The sequence below is a fragment of the Halobacillus kuroshimensis DSM 18393 genome, assembly GCF_000425705.1.
GTDB classification, from domain to species: Bacteria; Bacillota; Bacilli; order Bacillales; family Halobacillaceae; genus Halobacillus; species Halobacillus kuroshimensis.
The window spans coordinates 46,821-64,655 of record NZ_AUDY01000003.1; the positions used below are offsets into that span (position 1 = coordinate 46,821).

Annotated in this window: 20 protein-coding genes; 5 read left to right on the forward strand and 15 right to left on the reverse strand. The window is 48.6% G+C overall.

From position 1 onward, the window contains the following. Positions 1-3: 3 nt before the first annotated feature. From H615_RS0100230 to H615_RS0100245, 4 genes are all read right to left on the reverse strand, one after another. Positions 4-2,016, reverse strand: a complete 2,013-nt coding sequence (locus H615_RS0100230; protein WP_027953280.1) for a DUF6449 domain-containing protein — start codon at positions 2,014-2,016, stop codon at positions 4-6. Next, positions 1,991-2,890: an ABC transporter ATP-binding protein gene (locus tag H615_RS0100235; protein ID WP_027953281.1), complete on the reverse strand. Its 900-nt coding sequence runs from the start codon at positions 2,888-2,890 to the stop codon at positions 1,991-1,993. The genes H615_RS0100230 and H615_RS0100235 overlap by 26 nt, the downstream gene beginning before the upstream one ends. Then, positions 2,883-3,260: a GntR family transcriptional regulator gene (locus H615_RS0100240; RefSeq protein WP_027953282.1), complete on the reverse strand. Its 378-nt coding sequence runs from the start codon at positions 3,258-3,260 to the stop codon at positions 2,883-2,885. The genes H615_RS0100235 and H615_RS0100240 overlap by 8 nt, the downstream gene beginning before the upstream one ends. Positions 3,261-3,419: 159 nt before the next feature. Continuing rightward, positions 3,420-4,025 carry a flavin reductase family protein gene (locus H615_RS0100245; RefSeq protein WP_027953283.1) on the reverse strand — a complete coding sequence of 202 codons (606 nt, stop codon included), beginning with the start codon at positions 4,023-4,025 and terminating at the stop codon, positions 3,420-3,422. A 135-nt stretch (positions 4,026-4,160) separates the two neighbouring features. Between H615_RS0100245 and H615_RS0100250 the strand changes: the two genes are divergently transcribed. Together H615_RS0100250 and H615_RS0100255 are read left to right on the forward strand one after the other, a co-directional pair. Continuing rightward, positions 4,161-5,576 carry an alanine/glycine:cation symporter family protein gene (locus tag H615_RS0100250; RefSeq protein ID WP_027953284.1) on the forward strand — a complete coding sequence of 472 codons (1,416 nt, stop codon included), beginning with the start codon at positions 4,161-4,163 and terminating at the stop codon, positions 5,574-5,576. Between the two features lie 187 nt (positions 5,577-5,763). After that, a complete protein-coding gene (locus tag H615_RS0100255) occupies positions 5,764-6,345 on the forward strand; it encodes a CDP-alcohol phosphatidyltransferase family protein (RefSeq protein WP_027953285.1) in 582 nt (193 codons plus the stop codon). Between the two features lie 207 nt (positions 6,346-6,552). Here the strand turns inward: H615_RS0100255 and uvsE are convergent, their stop codons facing one another. The 6 genes from uvsE to H615_RS0100285 form a co-directional block, all read right to left on the reverse strand. After that, a complete protein-coding gene (gene uvsE / locus H615_RS0100260; RefSeq protein WP_027953286.1) occupies positions 6,553-7,509 on the reverse strand; it encodes a UV DNA damage repair endonuclease UvsE in 957 nt (318 codons plus the stop codon). Between the two features lie 135 nt (positions 7,510-7,644). Continuing rightward, positions 7,645-8,469 carry an aldo/keto reductase gene (locus H615_RS0100265; protein WP_027953287.1) on the reverse strand — a complete coding sequence of 275 codons (825 nt, stop codon included), beginning with the start codon at positions 8,467-8,469 and terminating at the stop codon, positions 7,645-7,647. A gap of 75 nt (positions 8,470-8,544) precedes the next feature. Next, positions 8,545-9,381: an SAM hydrolase/SAM-dependent halogenase family protein gene (locus H615_RS0100270; RefSeq protein WP_035531012.1), complete on the reverse strand. Its 837-nt coding sequence runs from the start codon at positions 9,379-9,381 to the stop codon at positions 8,545-8,547. A 79-nt stretch (positions 9,382-9,460) separates the two neighbouring features. After that, on the reverse strand, positions 9,461-9,949 hold the full coding sequence (locus H615_RS0100275; RefSeq protein ID WP_027953289.1) for a DUF1189 family protein: 489 nt from the start codon (positions 9,947-9,949) through the stop codon (positions 9,461-9,463). 14 nt (positions 9,950-9,963) lie between these two features. Beyond that, on the reverse strand, positions 9,964-10,212 hold the full coding sequence (locus H615_RS0100280) for a YuzB family protein (RefSeq protein ID WP_027953290.1): 249 nt from the start codon (positions 10,210-10,212) through the stop codon (positions 9,964-9,966). A gap of 25 nt (positions 10,213-10,237) precedes the next feature. Further along, positions 10,238-11,176 (reverse strand): bifunctional riboflavin kinase/FAD synthetase, encoded by a 939-nt coding sequence (locus H615_RS0100285; RefSeq protein ID WP_027953291.1) that lies wholly within the window; start codon positions 11,174-11,176, stop codon positions 10,238-10,240. Between the two features lie 139 nt (positions 11,177-11,315). Here H615_RS0100285 and H615_RS0100290 point away from each other — a divergent pair, with 139 nt between their 5' ends. Beyond that, positions 11,316-11,855: an HD domain-containing protein gene (locus H615_RS0100290; protein WP_027953292.1), complete on the forward strand. Its 540-nt coding sequence runs from the start codon at positions 11,316-11,318 to the stop codon at positions 11,853-11,855. Positions 11,856-11,890: 35 nt separating this feature from the next. Here the strand turns inward: H615_RS0100290 and H615_RS0100295 are convergent, their stop codons facing one another. Then, complete coding sequence (locus tag H615_RS0100295; RefSeq protein WP_027953293.1) at positions 11,891-13,384, reverse strand: UDP-N-acetylmuramoyl-L-alanyl-D-glutamate--2,6-diaminopimelate ligase; 1,494 nt, start codon at positions 13,382-13,384, stop codon at positions 11,891-11,893. A 232-nt stretch (positions 13,385-13,616) separates the two neighbouring features. Further along, positions 13,617-13,949: an ArsR/SmtB family transcription factor gene (locus H615_RS0100300; RefSeq protein WP_051254542.1), complete on the reverse strand. Its 333-nt coding sequence runs from the start codon at positions 13,947-13,949 to the stop codon at positions 13,617-13,619. Between the two features lie 144 nt (positions 13,950-14,093). Between H615_RS0100300 and H615_RS0100305 the strand changes: the two genes are divergently transcribed. Continuing rightward, the gene (locus H615_RS0100305) at positions 14,094-14,756 is read left to right on the forward strand and encodes a type 1 glutamine amidotransferase domain-containing protein (protein WP_027953295.1); all 663 of its coding nucleotides are present in this window, start codon (positions 14,094-14,096) and stop codon (positions 14,754-14,756) included. A gap of 109 nt (positions 14,757-14,865) precedes the next feature. Here H615_RS0100305 and H615_RS0100310 read toward each other — a convergent pair whose 3' ends face one another. Further along, entirely contained in the window at positions 14,866-15,093 is a 228-nt protein-coding gene (locus tag H615_RS0100310) for a hypothetical protein (protein WP_027953296.1), read from the reverse strand. Between the two features lie 147 nt (positions 15,094-15,240). On the opposite strand from H615_RS0100310, the gene H615_RS0100315 reads away from it, so the two are divergent. Continuing rightward, positions 15,241-15,666, forward strand: coding sequence for a VOC family protein (locus H615_RS0100315; RefSeq protein ID WP_027953297.1), 426 nt, complete (start codon positions 15,241-15,243; stop codon positions 15,664-15,666). A gap of 270 nt (positions 15,667-15,936) precedes the next feature. Here the strand turns inward: H615_RS0100315 and H615_RS0100320 are convergent, their stop codons facing one another. Continuing rightward, positions 15,937-17,061 carry an NAD(P)/FAD-dependent oxidoreductase gene (locus H615_RS0100320; protein ID WP_027953298.1) on the reverse strand — a complete coding sequence of 375 codons (1,125 nt, stop codon included), beginning with the start codon at positions 17,059-17,061 and terminating at the stop codon, positions 15,937-15,939. A gap of 509 nt (positions 17,062-17,570) precedes the next feature. Continuing rightward, positions 17,571-17,792, reverse strand: coding sequence for a hypothetical protein (locus tag H615_RS0100325; RefSeq protein ID WP_027953299.1), 222 nt, complete (start codon positions 17,790-17,792; stop codon positions 17,571-17,573). Positions 17,793-17,835 lie beyond the last annotated feature (43 nt).

Consider the following 17,835-nt stretch of genomic DNA (forward strand, 5'->3'; position numbering starts at 1 on the left):
TCCTTACTCAAAATACTGTCGAACGAAATCCGGAGCATTCTCTTTGGTGAACGTCACAATTTCATTATGGTCTTTGTTGGTATCGTCATAGTAAAGGGCGACTATATAGGCACCGCTATCCTGATTGTGTTCGCCTTGAAGCAGAGGCTCGATTTTCTCATCACCTTCCACGGCCAGTGGCTCCACGCCCTGTTCCATTAACCGATCATAGATAAATCTCGGATAATCATCGGCGAGCTGTTCCTCCGGCCATTCAAACACTACCGCTTCAGCAATATCCCCAGGTCCGACCATAAACTCCTCATACAACCCTTCCTTTTTAAGCCAGGCCGTCGTTCGTTCATACCCTTCGTATACGGTCGTTTGATAAGGGTTGGTTATGATTTCATTGGATTCGTCCTTCACACGGAAGGATATCCATGAATACATGCCGCTTGGATGGGCCATCTCTTCATAAGACTGACTGCGCAGATCTTCTTGCAAAGCCTTCAACAAGCCGGTCACTTTCTCGTCATCCATAATTGTCTGCGGTCTTCCTTTTCCATTAGGATCAAGATGGATGCGGTCCACCTGTCCACTCTCCAGTGTTAAAGCTGGATAACGGATGTTTCTACCTTCTTCTGTTTCATAAACCGCCTGCCGGGCGGCTTCGATTCTTGGATCAGCCGTTTGGTACTGCCGCTGGACCTTCCGACCGTTTTCCAGTTCGTAATGGATAAAGAAGTAGTCTTCCCCAATCACCATAGGTTCGCTGTATTCGACAAGGGCTTCATGTAAATTAAGAACGGATTCAATTCCCTCTCCTGATGTGATATAGGAAATCGGCGTGCCGTCAATCTGATGCTGTTCATATTCACCATAACCCTCACTGATATAAGCTTTTACAACCGTTTCCTGCTCCGGAATGTAAGCTTCGTAGCTCTGCCAGCCTAACGGAAGGAGAGCCAGGACAGCACCTGCGCTTCCTGTATAGACGAGCCAGTTTTTAATGAGACGGATATGGAAGACACGCCACGTCTTCTCCAACAGCATGACTGACACCATATACCCGAAGGTTCCGCCCAATCCCCAGCCAAACACCATCCAGCCGTACGAACTCAAGCTGAGACCGAAATACATCCCTCCAAGCAGTGCGGTGCAGAAGGTAACACCAAACTTAAAGACAGGGCGCAGCGCTGGAACAGTCACGGCTTTTGTGGCCGTTTCCAACGCACGCCTTTGATAAATGACATAAGAAAGGCCATAAATGACGACAGATGCCAAACCGTACGTCCATAAAGAAACTTGGGATAATGGAAGATCGGAGGCTTCACCACCGGAAGGGGGCGCCGTCAGAACATCTGTGATTGGTGATAAATGCTGGATCGTTTCTTCCTGAACGATGACGCCTGAAAAACCATTGATTGTCATGTCCAGGTAATAGCTGATCAATAAGTACATTCCAGCGGGAAATAGCAGGAAAATATACGTAATTACTGCATGAACAGCGGATAAACCGGTCAGCGTCCCTACAAAAACACCGGTCATAAATAATAGGATGGACATGACACAGAAAAGAACGAGCCAGTAAGCGGCATTTCCCATCGTGAAATAACCCGATACGTCTGCGATCCATGAAGTTACAACTAAAATGATGAAATTCAAGAGAACCGGGACGAGCAGCAGAACAATCCCCGACACCAGGTGATGGTTCAACAGCCTGCCACGGCTGATCGGTAAGCTATGAGCAAAGTCTGAGGCATCCTTCGTTTGAAGATACCGGAATAAAAAAACAGCCATCAAGACAGGGAGAATCAATAGAAAAACAGCTTGAAGCTCAAAGGCGAACATCGAACCGAGGAGCCCTCCGTCATTTTCCACCGGTAGAGTCATAGGAGTGGCTGTATTCAGATCCATAAACAGCGGCAGCGGAACGAGAAAGAAAAGTCCAAGAAAATAGACGATGCTGATCCACCCTACAGCTCTGAAATCCTGCTTGAATATTTCCTTATTAAACAAGGATGTTTTCAAACGCATATCCGACACCTCCCATTTCATAGATGAAGATTTCCTCAAGCGTTAACGGCAGGCGGTCATAAACCACAGGATGCCATGACTGAATTTCCTGTGCCACTTCTTTCTCTGTGCCACGGACGATGAGGACATATACGCTTCCCCGTTTTTCTACATGAAGGACGTCAAGATCTGTTTCATCAGGATCAAACGCATCCTCCTTGAAGGCGGCCTGAATTTTATGCACGTCTTCCTTCAAGTCGTCCAAGTCCCGTTCCAACAGGATCTCTCCCTTATGAAGGATGCCGACGTGGTCGCAGATATCCTCCACTTCCCGCAGGTTATGAGAAGAAATCAAAACCGTCATTTCACGTTCAGCCACATCCTGGATAATCAAGTTTCTGATTTTCTGTCTCATGACAGCATCCAGGCCATCAAACGGTTCATCAAGAATCAATACATCCGGGACGGTGGACAATGCGAGCCAGAACGCCGCCTGTCTCTGCATCCCTTTTGAAAAACGGCTGAGCTTCTGCTTGTCGTCCAGCTTAAAAAGCGTTCTCAGCTTTTCGTACCGCTCTTCATCCCAGCCGGGAAACAAGGATCGATAATAGTCCCCCATCTGCCGAATGGTGTATTGCGGTAGGAAATACAGGTGATCCGACAGAAATATGAGCCGCTGCTTTGTTTTCGTATTTTCATAAATCCCAGCATTGTCAATATGGACCTGACCGTCGTCCTGCCGCAGGATTCCTGCGAGCATCCGCATCATCGTCGTTTTACCGGCACCGTTGGATCCAAGCATCCCGTAGATCGACCCCTTGTTCACATGAAAGCTGACATTGGTTAAAATCTGTTGTTTATCGAACGATTTATCGACGTTTCTCACATCAATCATGACGTTCTCCCCCTTCCACATCCTTTAAAAGTTCAGCAATCTCTTCCCGGCTCATACCTAAATACATCGCTTCTGCAAATAATTCCTTCAACTCTTCCCTCACTTTTTCCAGCTCCTCTTTCCGTCCGTTTTTACTTGAAGGATGAACAAAGCTTCCTTTACCTTTCAACGAGTAAATGTAGCCCTGGGACTCAAGCTCCCGGTATGCCTTTTGAATTGTATTCGGGTTGATCGTCAACTGCTGCGCCAGTTCCCTTACAGAAGGAAGCTTTTCATCTTCCTTAAGAACATCGTGAATAATCAGCTGCTTCAGTTTGTCGATCAACTGCTCGTATATCGGCTTACGGCTCCTGATATCCAGCTCAAACATAGATCCACCTCCGCCTCTTCTGTATTAACTGTATTATTACTACTAATACAGTAGTATACACGTCCCCTCTTATTTTGAGAAGGCCCGGAGTGAAAAAACATGGACGCACAAGTCACAAAAAAAGACCGCCGGGCAGGCCGCGGCAGTCTCTGCATACGTCTATGATTTTTTTTGCTTCATACATCCGATGGGCAGGGAATAAAACTCCCGGACATATGTATAATCTCCTGCCATCCTTCCAACCGGCTTCAGCTTATAGGGATCGATTTTATCCACGTCCATATAAACATCGTCCCTCACATGATAACCGACAAGGCGGCCGAGCACTAAATGACCGGATCCCACCTCTACAACCTGTGACAGTGTACATTCCATGTGCACAGGGGATTCCTTCACTCTCGGAACATTTACAAAATCTCCGGGTTCCGACTCCACGCCGGCTGCATGGAACTCATCTACATCAGGACTATGATTTTTACTGCTCTCGTGCATTTGGTCAGCCAGTTGTTCTGTTACAAGGTTAATAATGAAGGTTTCGGTTTCCCGTATGTTGACAAGAGTATCCTTCTCCCGTTCTCCATCACCAATGGAAAAACAAAGCGTGACCGGGTCCATGGAAGCCACTGTAAAAAAACTGAACGGAGCCAGATTGGCTACACCACCAGAGCTGAGAGAAGACACCCATGCGATGGGCCGAGGAACGACGGCCCCTTTCACCAGCTTACTCATACGATGCTCATGAAACTGATTTTCTCCGATTTTCATCCTGCTTCTCCTCCTTTACTTTTCATTGTACTAGAATCCATGTTTTTCCACATCATGCAGAGGGATTTACCGTTTAACAGTAAATGGTAAAGGGAATGTATGATTAACATTAAAAATAGGAAGGAGTTTCTTTTATTGGGAGATTTATGGAGTGACTTTAAAGATGCATTAGCCACTGTATCCAACTTTTTATGGACATACCCTCTTGCTATTATCTTAATTCTCGGCGGGATCTTCCTCACGTTCCGCATCAAGTTTTTTCAATTCCGCTTCTTCGGTCATGTTCTCCATCAAACCGTGGGCCAGATTTTCAAGAAAAACAAACAGAAAGGAAGCATCACTCCTTTCCAGGCGTTCACATCAGCCCTTGCCTCGACAGCAGGCGCCACAAATATTGTGGGGGTTCCGGTAGCCATTTCGCTCGGTGGACCGGGAGCACTTTTCTGGATGTGGGTGGTAGCCCTTATCGGAATGGCAACGAAATACAGCGAGATTCTTCTCGGAGTGAAATACAGGGAAAAGAATGAAAAGAACGTATGGGTGGGCGGCCCGCAGTATTACATAAAAAAAGCGCTCGGCTGGAAATGGGTCTCCACCGCCTTTGCCTTTCTCCTTATGATTGAACTGATTCCAAGTGTCATGGTCCAGTCCAACTCCATCGCCACCCAGACCGAGGGAGCCTTTGGGTGGCCGGTGGAAGTTACCGGCGCCATCATGTGCGTGGCCATTGCCCTCGTCGTATTTGGTGGCATTCAGCGCATTGCCAAAGTCACGGATAAAATGGTACCGGGGATGGTGCTGGTTTACCTTGCTGTCTGTTTTTACGTCATCTTTGCCAACATTGGTGAAATCCCCTCCGTCTTCGCTCTTATTTTCCAGCACGCCTTCACACCTGTTTCCGCTACGGGCGGGTTTGCCGGGGCCGCCGTAGCCCAGGCGCTCCGCTGGGGAATTGCGCGCGGTCTTTACTCCAACGAAGCAGGACTCGGGACAGCGTCGATCGCCCATTCCGCTGCTCAGACCGATCACCCTTCCCGCCAGGCGCTGTGGGGGATCTTCAGTGTTTTCGTAGATACGATTCTGATCTGTACCGTTTCCGGCCTTGTCGTGCTCGTTACAGGGGCCTGGACAGAAGTCGATGGCAGCGATGCCTCCAACATGATTAACGTCGCCATCGGCAGTGAGTTCGGCGACGCGTTCGGAGGAAGCTTCATCAGTGTCTTCCTGCTCTTTTTCGTCATTACGACGATTGGAATTCTTGTATTCTACGGAGAGAAGCAGGCGGAATACTTATATGGCCTGAAAGCGGCCAAAGGGATGAGAATCGTTTATATTCTTGCCGTTTTCGTCGGAGCTCTCGGAGGCCTTCAGTTTGTATGGCAGTTCCTTGATCTGCTTCTAGCCCTTGTCCTTCTTGCGAATATTATCCCGCTCCTGTTCCTGCACAAGGAAATCGCGGCACTGACCGATGACTACGTAAACCGGGTGTATAAAAAGAAAACCTCTAAACGGAACATCTCCTTGTTTGAGGAAGAGGAAGATGCCAGCTGAACCTTTCTATACGGAAGCCGACTGACGGGAACTTTTCCCGTCAGTTTTTTTATGAGCGGCTCTCCGATTGTAAGAAAGCTTACACATGGACCTTTTCAATTCTCTTCCCAGCCCTGATTATGCTATCGTCTAAGAGGATAAGATATAGGATAAACAGGCAGGAAAACAACGAAAAGCAGGTGTTCACATGCTCGATACCCACGCCAGGAAATATGTACAGCCTTCCATTGATAAAACCGCCCACTATTTATTAAAACAGGGCCGGTCAGCCAATCAAATCACCATCACCGCTCTATTCATCGGTCTGGGCACCAGTATCCTTTACATGCTCGGCCATCCGGTGGCTGCTGTCGTCCTTTTATGGTTTTCCGGATTTCTTGATGCCGTAGACGGGACAATGGCCCGCCATACTAAAACATCCCCCTTCGGCACCGTGATGGATATTACGTTCGACCGTGTCGTCGAAGTCGGAATCATTCTTGCGATCGCCTACGTGCACCCGGACGTGCTGTGGCCGCTTCTTCTTCTTACTGCCTCCATCATCATTTCGATGACGATATTTCTTGTCGTTGGAGCTGTGTCTGAAAAAGCAGGAGTGAAGTCCTTCTATTATCAGGCAGGGGCGGCCGAACGGACAGAAGGCTTCCTTTTATTCAGCATTATGATGCTGTTTCCGGATTATCTGCTCTGGTCAACGCTGTTGTTCTTTGCCGTAGAACTGTTCACAGGCATCCAGCGTTTTATGGAAGCAGCCAAAATTCTGAAGTAAGATCCCATCAACCGGAGACTTTGACAGAGATAGAGGAGAAAAAGAGATGCTCTTTTGCGAAGCAAAGGAGCATCTCTTTTTTGATTGCGCAGCATGAATGCTTACGAACCGCTTGTCAGTGAAGGCTTGCCGAGGGCGTGACGATCGAACGCTCATCCTGGAAGCCTTCAGGTATTAACGTATAGCAGCAGCTTTCAAAAGACTGTTTTATAGATCAAGCACGGCCTCCTCTATCCTTTTCACACCTCTGACAGCAGCCATGTCCTCCACCAGCTTCATGAGAGCAAGATCTTTTCCTTTCGCTTCAATCATAAAATCGACCGGCTGGTTCAATGCTTTCAATTCCTTCAGAAGCGGCTGGATAAAATCAGCGTCCACATAATCGGAATGGCTTCGGAAAGCATTCTCCGATTTCGGGGAGGAGATGTGGATTTTCGGAGGCACATGCATGCCTTCCCACGTCCGGAAAAAGCGGGGAAGAAGGTCCTTCAATGATTCTTCATCTGTATGATTCGCCTTATAGTGATGATAATCGAACATCATTGGAATGTTGTGCTTTTCGCACACGTCAAGCGTTTCCGATGTTGTGTAGGTTTTATCATCATTTTCAAGCGTCATCTGCTGTTTGACTGGATCCGGCAGTTGTTTGATATTCTCGTGAAAACGCCCGAGTGCTTTGGCTTTATTTCCGTAGGCTCCGCCCACGTGAAGGTTGATATGGGCTTCCTCATGCAGTCCCATCGCTTCAAGCATCGCGTAATGGTACGTCATATCCTTGACGGCATTGACCGTGACTTCCGGACGGTCACTTGTAAACAATGTAAACTGGTTGGGGTGGAAGCTTGTTCTCATCCGGTGCCTTCTGACAATATCCCCGATTTCCCTGAACAAATACTCAAAGGGTGTAATATAGTCCCACTCCACATCATCATGGGTGGCAAGTGGAATTAAGGAGGAAGACATCCGGTATAGGTGGATCTGCCGGGCCACATTATAGTGGAGAATCCGGATCGTACGGCGCAGGTTCATTTCTGCAATAGTATGAAGCTGTTTCAACGCTTCTTCCCGCCCGAGTTTCTGATAGCGGGCGAAGGTCATCGTTTTTGCAGGCGCGGCTTCCCACAGCGATAGAGCGTGAGATACATAGCCGAAGCGGATGATCATAAACATACTCCTTCTCACAAAATGGTATAGTTCTATCTTCCCCATAATGGAAAAGGTTAATAATGGATTCCACTGTCCGGTATGTTTTTTTCCAATAAAAAGGACGGCCATCGTCCGGCCGTCCCATTCTCATTATTATCTTACATTCATTTCCGATGGTTTCGGACCTTTACGCTCTCCACGGTCCAATTTGTTGATGGCAGCCATATCGTCGGCCGTCAATTCAAAGTCAAACACATCAAAGTTCTCTTCGATGCGGGATGGTGTCACGGATTTCGGAATGACAACCGTATCGTTCTGCAGGTGCCAGCGGATGATAACCTGCGCTGGTGTTTTCCCATGCTTTTTGGCAATGGACTGAACATCTTCGTTTTTCAGAACTTCTCCCCCCTGCATGAGAGGGCTCCATGCTTCCAGGAGGATACCATTATCACGGCAGAAATCCTTCAGCTCATTCTGCGCAAGATATGGATGGCATTCCACCTGGTTGACTGCAGGCTTCACATCGCATTCATCCAATAGACGCTGCAGGTGATCGATGTCGAAGTTACAGACTCCGATGGCTTTTACTTTACCGTCTTTATACAGTTTTTCAAGTGCTTTATAAGTTTCAACGTACTCATCGAATTCCGGTGTCGGCCAGTGGATCAAATAAAGGTCCACATAGTCGAGTCCAAGCTTATCAAGAGAAGTTTCAAAAGCTTTCAAGGTATTGTCGTACCCTTGGTCTGTATTCCATACTTTTGTCGTTATGAACAATTCATCGCGCGCAACGAAACTCTGGCGGATGGCTTCCCCGACCTGCTTTTCGTTGCCGTAAATGGCCGCTGTATCAATAGAACGATACCCCGTTTCAATAGCTTTTGTTACCGCAGGCACTGCTTCATTTTCTTCTACCTGCCAAACACCGAAACCGAGCTGAGGCATTTCAATCTGGCTATGTAGCGTAACCGTCTTCATTGTCATTCTCCTTTTCTGCTTAGGGATTTCAAATTGTAGTGTATCATAACGCTTTCATGTGGGCTTCTAATCTGCTCACAGCTTTTTCAATTGTATTTCCCAATTCGATCCCGTCCGAATACCATACGCCTTGGAAAAGGACCCTTGGTTAATGGCGACGGCCATATGATCCAGTGAATTCACATAAAGGAGCGGCTCTCCGATGTGCGTTGCTGCGAAAGAACGGCCGAACGTCACCGTATTGTGATAAACCTCCTGGCCATTGTGAGTGATCTGCACGTCCAGTTGACTGCCGTAATCGACACCTGTCTGAAGGAACAACCGACGAGGAATGTTGGTCCATACATTTCCAAACCGGACATCAAGGATATCCAGGATCCCCGATACAGACCCAGGTTGAAGCACAGGCTCTTTCACCGGGAGATTCACAAGTTCCGCTGGATCAAGAGGGGGACCGATCTCCTCAAAAGAAATCACTCCGGAAGCCAGTCTTGCTCCTGTATAGGCGTAAATGTCCCGGCCATGGAACGTAAATGATTCGCCGGAGCGCGGAAGACGGTTGACCCGCTCGTCAATCTCCCTTACCTCCACGATTCCTTCGGCCGCCGTTATATGCGTCAACGTACCGTTGTCCGGTGTAATGACGTACCGGCCGGATCCGGTCCGGACCCCGATGCTTCTTCGAGCAGACCCGACACCAGGATCTACGACAGACACAAAGACCGTCCCTGTTCTCCAATACCCCATCGTCTGCCACAGCCGGTATGAGCCGTCCCATATATGAAATGGTGGGATGTCATGGGTCAAATCAAAGATGTTCAACGAGTCATCCACTCCATGTGCCACCCCGTGCATGGCACTCACTGCACCATCTCCGAGTCCGAAATCCGATTGAAATACGAGTGCTCCCATTCGAAGAACCTCCATCCTGTTAAATTATGAACATTCTAAATAATTCATTTAAAAAAAGCAACATAAAAAAGCACCGGTCCTAAGAACGGACAGGTGCTTTTGGATAGATGATGATCATCCGGTACATATAAAAGACGAAAAGAATGAAAAAAATAAGAGCACTGATCACGTTCGGCACCGCTGCATATTTCAGCACGACACTGAGAATCAACGGCAGTGTGGCAGCATAAGCGGTCAGCTTCCACAGCAGCTGGTAGCTCAGTTTCCTCTCAAGGGCTTTACAAAGCAGGAGCGCTCCTCCAGCCAATATGGAAACCCCGACAAGGATTAAAAAGACAATCAGCAGCGGATAAAAGACGAGGAACTGCACGATGTACATTCCTCTGGATACTTCTGTAACGCTCGTCTCCAGATACATAATCGAAAAAACCATATCCGGCAGGAACAAAGCAAGCAGAAGAACAAACAAATAACCGATCGTCTGTGTAATGCCTTTTCTATTCAAATGGAACATCGCCTCTTTTTTTGGAAGGCGCAGACTATTCTTCAACGAATCAAAAAAACTCATGACTCTCTCCTGCCTTATTCAGCGTAAATGGCCAGCTCTTCTTCAATCTTCGTACGGATTTTCTCCAGGGCGTCTTCAGGTGTTTTTGCGAAAACGCGCTGATTATTGACAATGGCATACGGGCGGACGGCACACATGCCGCAGAACGATAAACATTCGTTCATGAGTACAGCGACTTCTGGATATTCGGATTCAATGATGCTCTCGATGTCCAGTTCATTGATCAAGTTGCCGTCACATACTTCAACAACAACGATTCCCATCAGGTGTACTCCTTTCTAAGGTGTATTATTCAGGTAAGCCTAAAATTCGACGGGCCTTCTGCTCATCCTTCTGCATCTGTGTGACAAGGGCATCGACCCCGTCAAAATTCTCCTCGTCTCTCAGATGCCGTAAAAACTGAACGGTCACTTTTCTGTCGTAGAGATCGCCGGAGAAATCCAGAAGGTAAGCTTCGACTTTATAAGAATCACCGTTTACCGTCGGGCGGTAACCGGCACTGATTAATGTGTAATAGTATTCAGGAGAATCCTGTACAAGCTTCACAAGACCAAGGTAGACGCCTGGCTTAGCTTTGATGTAGTCATCGATTCCTCCGACATTCAGTGTCGGATAACCGAGCGTGCGTCCAAGCTGCTCCCCTTTTTCAACGAAACCTGTGACTTCATAAGGGCGCCCGAGCATCGCCTGGGCCGCTTCCATCCTTCCGTTGGATACATGCGTCCTGATATCGGTACTGCTCACTTTAGAATCATGAAGCATCACACCGGGTACAATCGATACCCCGGCTCCGATTTCCCTGCACAGCTCTGCCAGTCCTTCCGCATCAGAGCCTCGGCCTTTCCCGAATCGGAAGTCTTCTCCTACAATCACATGCTGGATATTCATGCGGTTTAAATGCTCCAGTACAAATTCATCAGGAGATGTTTTTGCATATTCTTTTGTAAAATGGACGTGATAGTAACGATCTACCCCGAACCGTTCCAGACGGGCCAGTTTATCTTCAAGTGTAGACAACCCATACTTAAAGGATTCCTCGCCGCGCAGCACCCACTTGGGATGATCAGAAAAGCCATAAACCGCAACCTTATCTTCCGGACGGGCCAGCTTCTCTGCTTCCTTAAGAAGCGACTGATGCCCCAGGTGTACGCCGTCCATCTTCCCGATAATTAAAACAACGGGCTCTTGATTCTCAGGTGGTCGTCCTTGTACTTCAATCAGTTCCATTAACAAAGCATCCCCTTCAACCTGTTGATTAAACCTTCTAATTATATAATATCCATTCTTATTTAATCAACCTTGGACAGTTTTTGCAATGATTCTGCCCTTGATCTTCTGTTATGATCAAAGGAAAAGGAGGAAAAGCATGATTGAACAGGCGGAACAACTGGCAGTCAAGGCCCATGACGGACAGAAGCGAAAAAACTCATCAGATCCATACATCGTTCATCCACGGAGAGTGAGTGAGATTCTCAGGGCTGGAGGAGGTTCTGCCGCACTCATTTGTGCAGGGTGGCTGCATGATGTCGTAGAAGATACAGAGGTGACAATAGAGGATATCCGGAAGCAGTTTGGTAATCAGGTGACAGAGCTCGTGGCGGCGCATACGGAGAACAAACGACTTCCCTGGAAGCAGCGCAAACAGCACACCATTGACACCGTCAGGAACGGAACTCTTGATATCAAGGCCCTGATTGTGGCCGACAAGCTCGATAACCTCCTTTCCATCCATACGGACCAGCTGCGTCTCGGGGAAAAAGTGTGGGATAACTTCAACGCGGGATACTCCCAGCAGAAATGGTATTATCAATCGGTGGCTTCAGCTATGTACAATGGTCTCTCCAAACAGGACGCTCCTCCCTTTTTTCCAGAGTACGCAGAACTGGTTGAACAAACGTTTGATTAAAAAAACATCCAGTCCCTTTTGGGAACTGGATGTTTTTATTGAGCCACTCCGGCATAAAAGCTTTCTATAATCGCCTCGTCTGAATGGGGGATTTCCTCTCCCTTAACCATCTGCGCATTATTGATGCACCCGCTGGTCAGAAGAATAATATCGCCTTCTGCTCCGAGCTCGAGGGAACGCAGAACGCCTTCCTCCCGCGTGCGGGTCTGGTGGACATGTGGAGATTCCGGATGGGAAAATCCTGTACAGACTTGATCAACGATGATCTGCGGATCGTGGTAGCCGGGATGGTCGACCGTTACGATGATCTCGTCGGCCCGGCCTTCAATCGCCGCTGCCATCTTCGGCATTTTATTGAAATCACGAATGCCGATCCCGGCAATCATGACAATTAAACGGCGGTGCTGCAGCTTTTTCACTTCTTCCAGAAGACGGTTTAAAGCTACAGGCGTATGGGCGTAATCAAGAATCACCTTCTGATTCATTGGAGTATCGATGACTTGGAAACGGCCTTCCGGTCCCTGCATGGCCGGGAGTACGGAGAGAATATGATCGATGGTGAATCCAAGGTGAAGAGCTGTCCCGATGGCAGACAGAACATTCGCGACGTTATAGGTGCCGTACACAGGCACCTGTACGCTTTCCGACCGGCCGTACACCTGTAGTGTGAAGGTGGAGCCCTCCTCTGTCACCTCAATGTCTTCTGCTCTGATATCAGCCTCTGGACGGCCTTCTATACTGTACGTCAGCAGCCCTTCCCTTCCCATAGCGAGAAGTTCAGCGGCCATACCGTCATCATCGATATTCACGACGCGGTGATCGGCCTGTTTGAAGAGACGCATTTTACACTCCCTGTAGTGGTCGATGGTATGGTGATATTCCAAATGCTCCTCAGAAAAGTTGGTGTGGATCGCCACATCAAACTGAATCCCTTCCACACGGGATTGATCCAGGGCGATGGACGATACTTCCATTACGGCTGCTTCATCTCCATGGGTACGCAGGTCACGGAATATATGATGCAGATCCATTGATTCCGGTGTGGTCGGCGTACTTTTTTTATAGGAGAGCTTGCTGCTGGATGTCCATATTCCTGTCGTTCCAATCGATCCTGCCGGAAGTTCAAGAAGCGTAAGCAGCGACCGTACGTAGGCAGCTACGGTCGTTTTGCCGTTCGTACCAGTGACTCCAATCGTTTTCAGCTCATCATCTGCTTCTTCATAAAAATACTTCGAGAAACGGGCCATGGCCGATCGTACATGCGCTGTGACAATAAACGTTGTCCGGGTATAGACCTCACTCATACGCCGGAACAGTTCATCCTCATGCCCGATAATGACATTGGCCCCGCCGGCAATCGCCTCCTCGACATACGCATGGCCGTCGAAGGTTTCTCCTTTCAAACAGAAAAAAGCGGCACCCGGCTGTATACGTCCGGAATGGAAGGCGAGGGAGGAAACCGTTTGCTCAGATGGGCCGTAAAGGGCCTCTATATTCAATTGGGGGATTTGATCAAATGAAAGATTCATGTTCATTTTCCTCACTCTTTATATAACTTTATCGTCGTCTTTTTACAGGTGAACTATGTACGGTTCCTCCGTGCGATTAACGGAAACTGACCCACTATTTACCGCTCGTGGGGTACATACCTTACTACGTACTTTACCCGTTCTTCAGACACATTGAAACCTTTCTGCTGTAAGGGAGGGAAACTGAATCGTTTGCAGGAGAAACCTTCCATTTTCATACAATTTTGTATTTTCAATTATGTCTGGCATGGTTAATCGTCTGCTGCAGGAGGTCAATGACATGGTCATCATCGTTGGAATAAAAAATCGTCGTTCCCGCTCTTCTGTACTTGACCAGCCTTAAATTTTTCAAAAAACGGAGCTGATGAGACACGGTGGACTGTCTTAAGTTCAGATGATCGGCAATTTCGTTGACGGACATCTCCTTCTCGCACAACAAATGCAGGATACGGATTCTCGTTGGATCGGCCAATGCTTTGAACGTCTGGGAAACAACGAATAACGTCTCCTCATCCAGGGGGCCCTGGTCCTCTCCTTTTATCGTTTGTTCCTTTCCGTCAGCCATCCTGTTTCCTCCTTTATCATAGTGAAGAGAAATGTAAATTCATCGTATGTCCCTCTCCTCCTTTTGTCAATGGAGGGAGACGTTTACTCCACCCCCATGCCGGGAATTTCTACTATAGAACCGATAAAGGAGGAACAATCGTTTATGTCTAAAAACATCCTAATGGTCGTCACGAACCACGATACGATTACGGAAGAACAGTCCACAGGTCTTTGGCTGTCTGAATTCGGAGAAGCCTATAATGAATTCAATAAGCATGGCTACCACATCACAGTCGCCAGTCCAAATGGCGGCGGGATTCCGATCGATCCGAACAGTGTCAGCGACGACGAACCACAGGAAATCCTGGATACCAAACCTCACTTAGAAAATACGACGCCGCTGGTCGACGTGGAGGCGGACGATTACGATGCCATCTTCCTTCCAGGCGGACACGGAACGATGTTTGATTTTCCAGATAACGAAAAACTGCAGAAACTGCTTCGAGGATTTTATGAAGATGGAAAAGTCGTATCTGCGGTCTGCCACGGCCCTGCAGGCTTTGTCGGCGCGACGTTGTCCAACGACGACCCGCTCGTAAAAGGGAAACGTGTCAGTGCTTTTACAGACGCAGAAGAAGCAGAAACAGGCCTTGATAAGCATATGCCGTTCCTATTGGAGAGCCGCCTGAGCGAACTTGGTGCACACGTCCGTAATGGGGCCAACTGGGCAGAGCATGTAGAAGTAGACGGCCGCTTGATTACCGGACAGAACCCTCAATCCACAGAAGCCGCAGCCAAAGAAGTCGTAAAACAGTTAAACCAGTAAGAAAAAGTGGGACCCTGATTCAGGGTCCCACTTCAGCTGTCCAAAAAGGCTCGTGGAGACAAGGAAAAAGCTTGTAGAAAAACACCGAGTTTTTCTACAAGCTTTTTTCTTATTGGTCCTCCCCCGGTGGATGAAACAAGTAATGGTACAGCCGGCGGGAGAGAACCCCGAAAGTGATAAGCCAGAACACGAGGAGCGCTGCCGCTCCCACCCCCTTCAGGAATGTCCATCCTGTAAGAAAGGCGAAAAGGAGTCCCGCTGTCAGCACGGCTGTAGAAAAGATAAACAGCAGGATGGAAAGCAGAACTTTCATACTGTGACTAATCCAGGCAGGCATGAACTTTCACCTCCTGCTCTACAGTATGTATATTTTCCGAATCAGCTTGTACGTTTTAGTGGACAACGGATAAAAAGGGCAGATGCCTGTCGCACATCCGCAGCTGTGCTACAATTAACGCACGCAGATTGTAAAGGAGAATCCATGTTGGAAAAAAGACTCGACCATATAGGCGTTGCCGTACGCCTTATTGAAGAAAGCATTACATTTTACACAGAGGTTTTAGGCGGAACCTTGATCGACCGCTATCGAAATGAAGCCGAAGGCGTGGAAAGTGAAATTGCTGTGATGGATGTGCACGGCAGCCGCACTGAACTGCTGATGCCGACGAATAACACCACCTCGCCGATCGCCCGCTTCATTAAGCAGAAAGGCAAAGGCGTCCACCACGTAGCCTACGAAGTGGAGAACCTGGATGATGCCATTGAAGAGGTTCATGCTCAAGGGATACGCACCCTGGAGTGGTCCCGGAGAACAAACAAACATGGAAGACGGCTCATTTATTTGAATCCCGCCGACACAGACGGCACCATCATTGAATACTGCGACTATCCGGACAAGCAGGAAGGATAAAAAAGACAGGGAACCTCATAGTTCCCTGTCTTTTTTTCAGCTTGTATAGAAAGTTCGTTTTTGTCCAGTGCCTCCAGAGCTGTCAACAGCGTTTGTTCACAAACATGACCGCTCACACACAACACTATACTGTTCTATTGAGTATACGAAACTGTGCTCAACGTTCTCTTTTATCATAGCGCCCAACTATAGCCGGTGTCGGCATGAGAAGCGTTCTGTGATGTCCATCAACTCGACATACGGACAACTTTAACTGAATAACACGGTCTTTTACTCTTCTTCCAGAGCTTCTGCCACGCTGTATTCTTCTGCATCCAATTCTGTATCCCGTCCAAGGGCCATCCGGGCAAGCTCAGCGCCAAGGTAAGGACCCGAGGTAAGACCGGAAGCCCCAAGTCCGTTGGCCGTCAGCACGCCGTTCCATCCAGGAATCCGGCCAAACACCGGCAGGGAACCCGGTGTAAACGGCCGGAACCCGACACGGCTTTCCACAAAAGTACTGTCTTGAAGACCAGGAGCCACCTCAAGGGCCTTATCTAAAATATAGTGAAGGCCTCCGGCTGTCTGACGCTGATCGAATCCGGCATCTGTTTCGTGCGTCGCGCCAACGACCATGCGCCCGCCACCGAAAGACAGCATATATTGGTTGTTCGGCGGCATAACCACCGGCCAGTCCGCAGTTTCCGTTCCTTCTACATCCAAATGGACAATCTGTGCCTTCTGAGGACGGGAAAGGAACTGGATCCCGAGCGGCTGGAACAACGGCTTCGCCCAGGCGCCTGCGGTAACGATCACTTCATCTGCTTCCAGCTTCCGTCCGTCCACTTCCACGCCTGTCACTGTATCCCCTTCAAAAGTGAGTGAGGCATCCCCATGCATCATGACGGCTCCACGCTTTTTTGAAGCTCGGATTAAAGCGTCACGGAGCGCGCGGCCGTTGACACGGGCCGCCCCACTGACATGAACCGCTTCATAGCTTTCCTCTGATAACAAAGGGAAATAAGTGCGTGTTTCTTCCGGGGAAAGTCGTGTGATTTCACCGATTTCCGGAGCATCCTCCCTCCGTTTTTCCGCTCGTTCAATGGTCTTCTCCAGTTTTTCCGGGTTATTGTGCAGGCTGACCGCTCCCACTTTTTTATAACCGGTCTCGTGCTCGCCATCCGCTTCCAGCTGCTGGATCAACTCAGGATAATACCTTGCGCCGCCTTTGACGAGACGATACCACCGTTGATTCCGGCGCTGTGCGAGCCACGGACAAACAATGCCTGCGGCGGCTTCTGTGGCCTGGCCCTCATCCTTCCGGTCCACGATAGTGACGTCCGCCCCTTCTTTGACCAGATGGTAAGCGGTCGAGGCTCCTAAAATACCTGCTCCTACGATGATATATCTCTTCATAACGAACTCCTTTTCACGTTCATTTTCTGCATCTATTGTATAGGACAATGCGCCGGGACTCAAATCTCTCCACAGAAAAAGGCGTCTCCTTGTGAGACACCTTTTTCTGTGGAGAAACCTTTTTTCTAGTGACTCCAAAGGAGTGGTCATCCATACTTGGTCATGGATAGAATTTTTCCCACGCAGGCGGCCGTAACGCAGCCTGTACTGTCCTTTTGAAACGGCAAAGCAGCTATGCTCAATGTTCTCTTTTATCATAGGATAAAGCTGTCTTCCCACAGGTATCGGCACGTGGAGCGTTCGGTGGTGACGCCTGCGGGAACAGCGCGAGCCGAAGATCCACTTGGTCAAATGGTTTTCTTGACCAAGTTAGCTGAGGCCGTGCCCGCGGCAGGCATCCACCGATAAGCAGAACGCGCCCTCTCAACATGACATACGGACAACTCTAACTGGATAACACGGATTTTTCTACAGCCTGAGGCGTCTCCTTGTGAGACGCCTTTTCCCAGTCATTCCGCTGTGTGTGTACATAAGTAGCGATAGCATTGCTCCAAGGTACTTACACAGTCATGGATGCCGATGCTTTCAATCTCAAAGAGTGAAAAAGCATTCAGCGTGACGGTGTAGGAAGCGATGGTGACGGTTGGACAACCCTCTGTCAATTTCCTTAATTCCAGAAAAATCGGATCGTGCGCCCTGTCAACGAAGTCAAATCCATTCGCCTGCTCCATTTCCCCACTCCTTACCGTATCAAATGCATAACCGCCGGCGGGT

Coding starts and splice junctions, on each gene's coding strand:
- H615_RS0100295 (WP_027953293.1), bottom strand. CDS start 13,384: ATGAATCTTTCATTTGATCAAATCCCCCAATTGAATATAGAGGCCCTT.
- H615_RS0100275 (WP_027953289.1), bottom strand. CDS start 9,949: ATGAGTTTTTTTGATTCGTTGAAGAATAGTCTGCGCCTTCCAAAAAAA.
- H615_RS0100245 (WP_027953283.1), bottom strand. CDS start 4,025: ATGAAAATCGGAGAAAATCAGTTTCATGAGCATCGTATGAGTAAGCTG.
- H615_RS0100290 (WP_027953292.1), top strand. CDS start 11,316: ATGATTGAACAGGCGGAACAACTGGCAGTCAAGGCCCATGACGGACAG.
- H615_RS0100280 (WP_027953290.1), bottom strand. CDS start 10,212: ATGGGAATCGTTGTTGTTGAAGTATGTGACGGCAACTTGATCAATGAA.
- H615_RS0100240 (WP_027953282.1), bottom strand. CDS start 3,260: ATGTTTGAGCTGGATATCAGGAGCCGTAAGCCGATATACGAGCAGTTG.
- H615_RS0100255 (WP_027953285.1), top strand. CDS start 5,764: ATGCTCGATACCCACGCCAGGAAATATGTACAGCCTTCCATTGATAAA.
- H615_RS0100235 (WP_027953281.1), bottom strand. CDS start 2,890: ATGATTGATGTGAGAAACGTCGATAAATCGTTCGATAAACAACAGATT.
- H615_RS0100320 (WP_027953298.1), bottom strand. CDS start 17,061: ATGAAGAGATATATCATCGTAGGAGCAGGTATTTTAGGAGCCTCGACC.
- H615_RS0100270 (WP_035531012.1), bottom strand. CDS start 9,381: ATGGGAGCACTCGTATTTCAATCGGATTTCGGACTCGGAGATGGTGCA.
- uvsE (WP_027953286.1), bottom strand. CDS start 7,509: ATGATCATCCGCTTCGGCTATGTATCTCACGCTCTATCGCTGTGGGAA.
- H615_RS0100230 (WP_027953280.1), bottom strand. CDS start 2,016: ATGCGTTTGAAAACATCCTTGTTTAATAAGGAAATATTCAAGCAGGAT.
- H615_RS0100325 (WP_027953299.1), bottom strand. CDS start 17,792: ATGGAGCAGGCGAATGGATTTGACTTCGTTGACAGGGCGCACGATCCG.
- H615_RS0100300 (WP_051254542.1), bottom strand. CDS start 13,949: ATGGCTGACGGAAAGGAACAAACGATAAAAGGAGAGGACCAGGGCCCC.
- H615_RS0100305 (WP_027953295.1), top strand. CDS start 14,094: ATGTCTAAAAACATCCTAATGGTCGTCACGAACCACGATACGATTACG.
- H615_RS0100265 (WP_027953287.1), bottom strand. CDS start 8,469: ATGAAGACGGTTACGCTACATAGCCAGATTGAAATGCCTCAGCTCGGT.
- H615_RS0100285 (WP_027953291.1), bottom strand. CDS start 11,176: ATGGAACTGATTGAAGTACAAGGACGACCACCTGAGAATCAAGAGCCC.
- H615_RS0100310 (WP_027953296.1), bottom strand. CDS start 15,093: ATGCCTGCCTGGATTAGTCACAGTATGAAAGTTCTGCTTTCCATCCTG.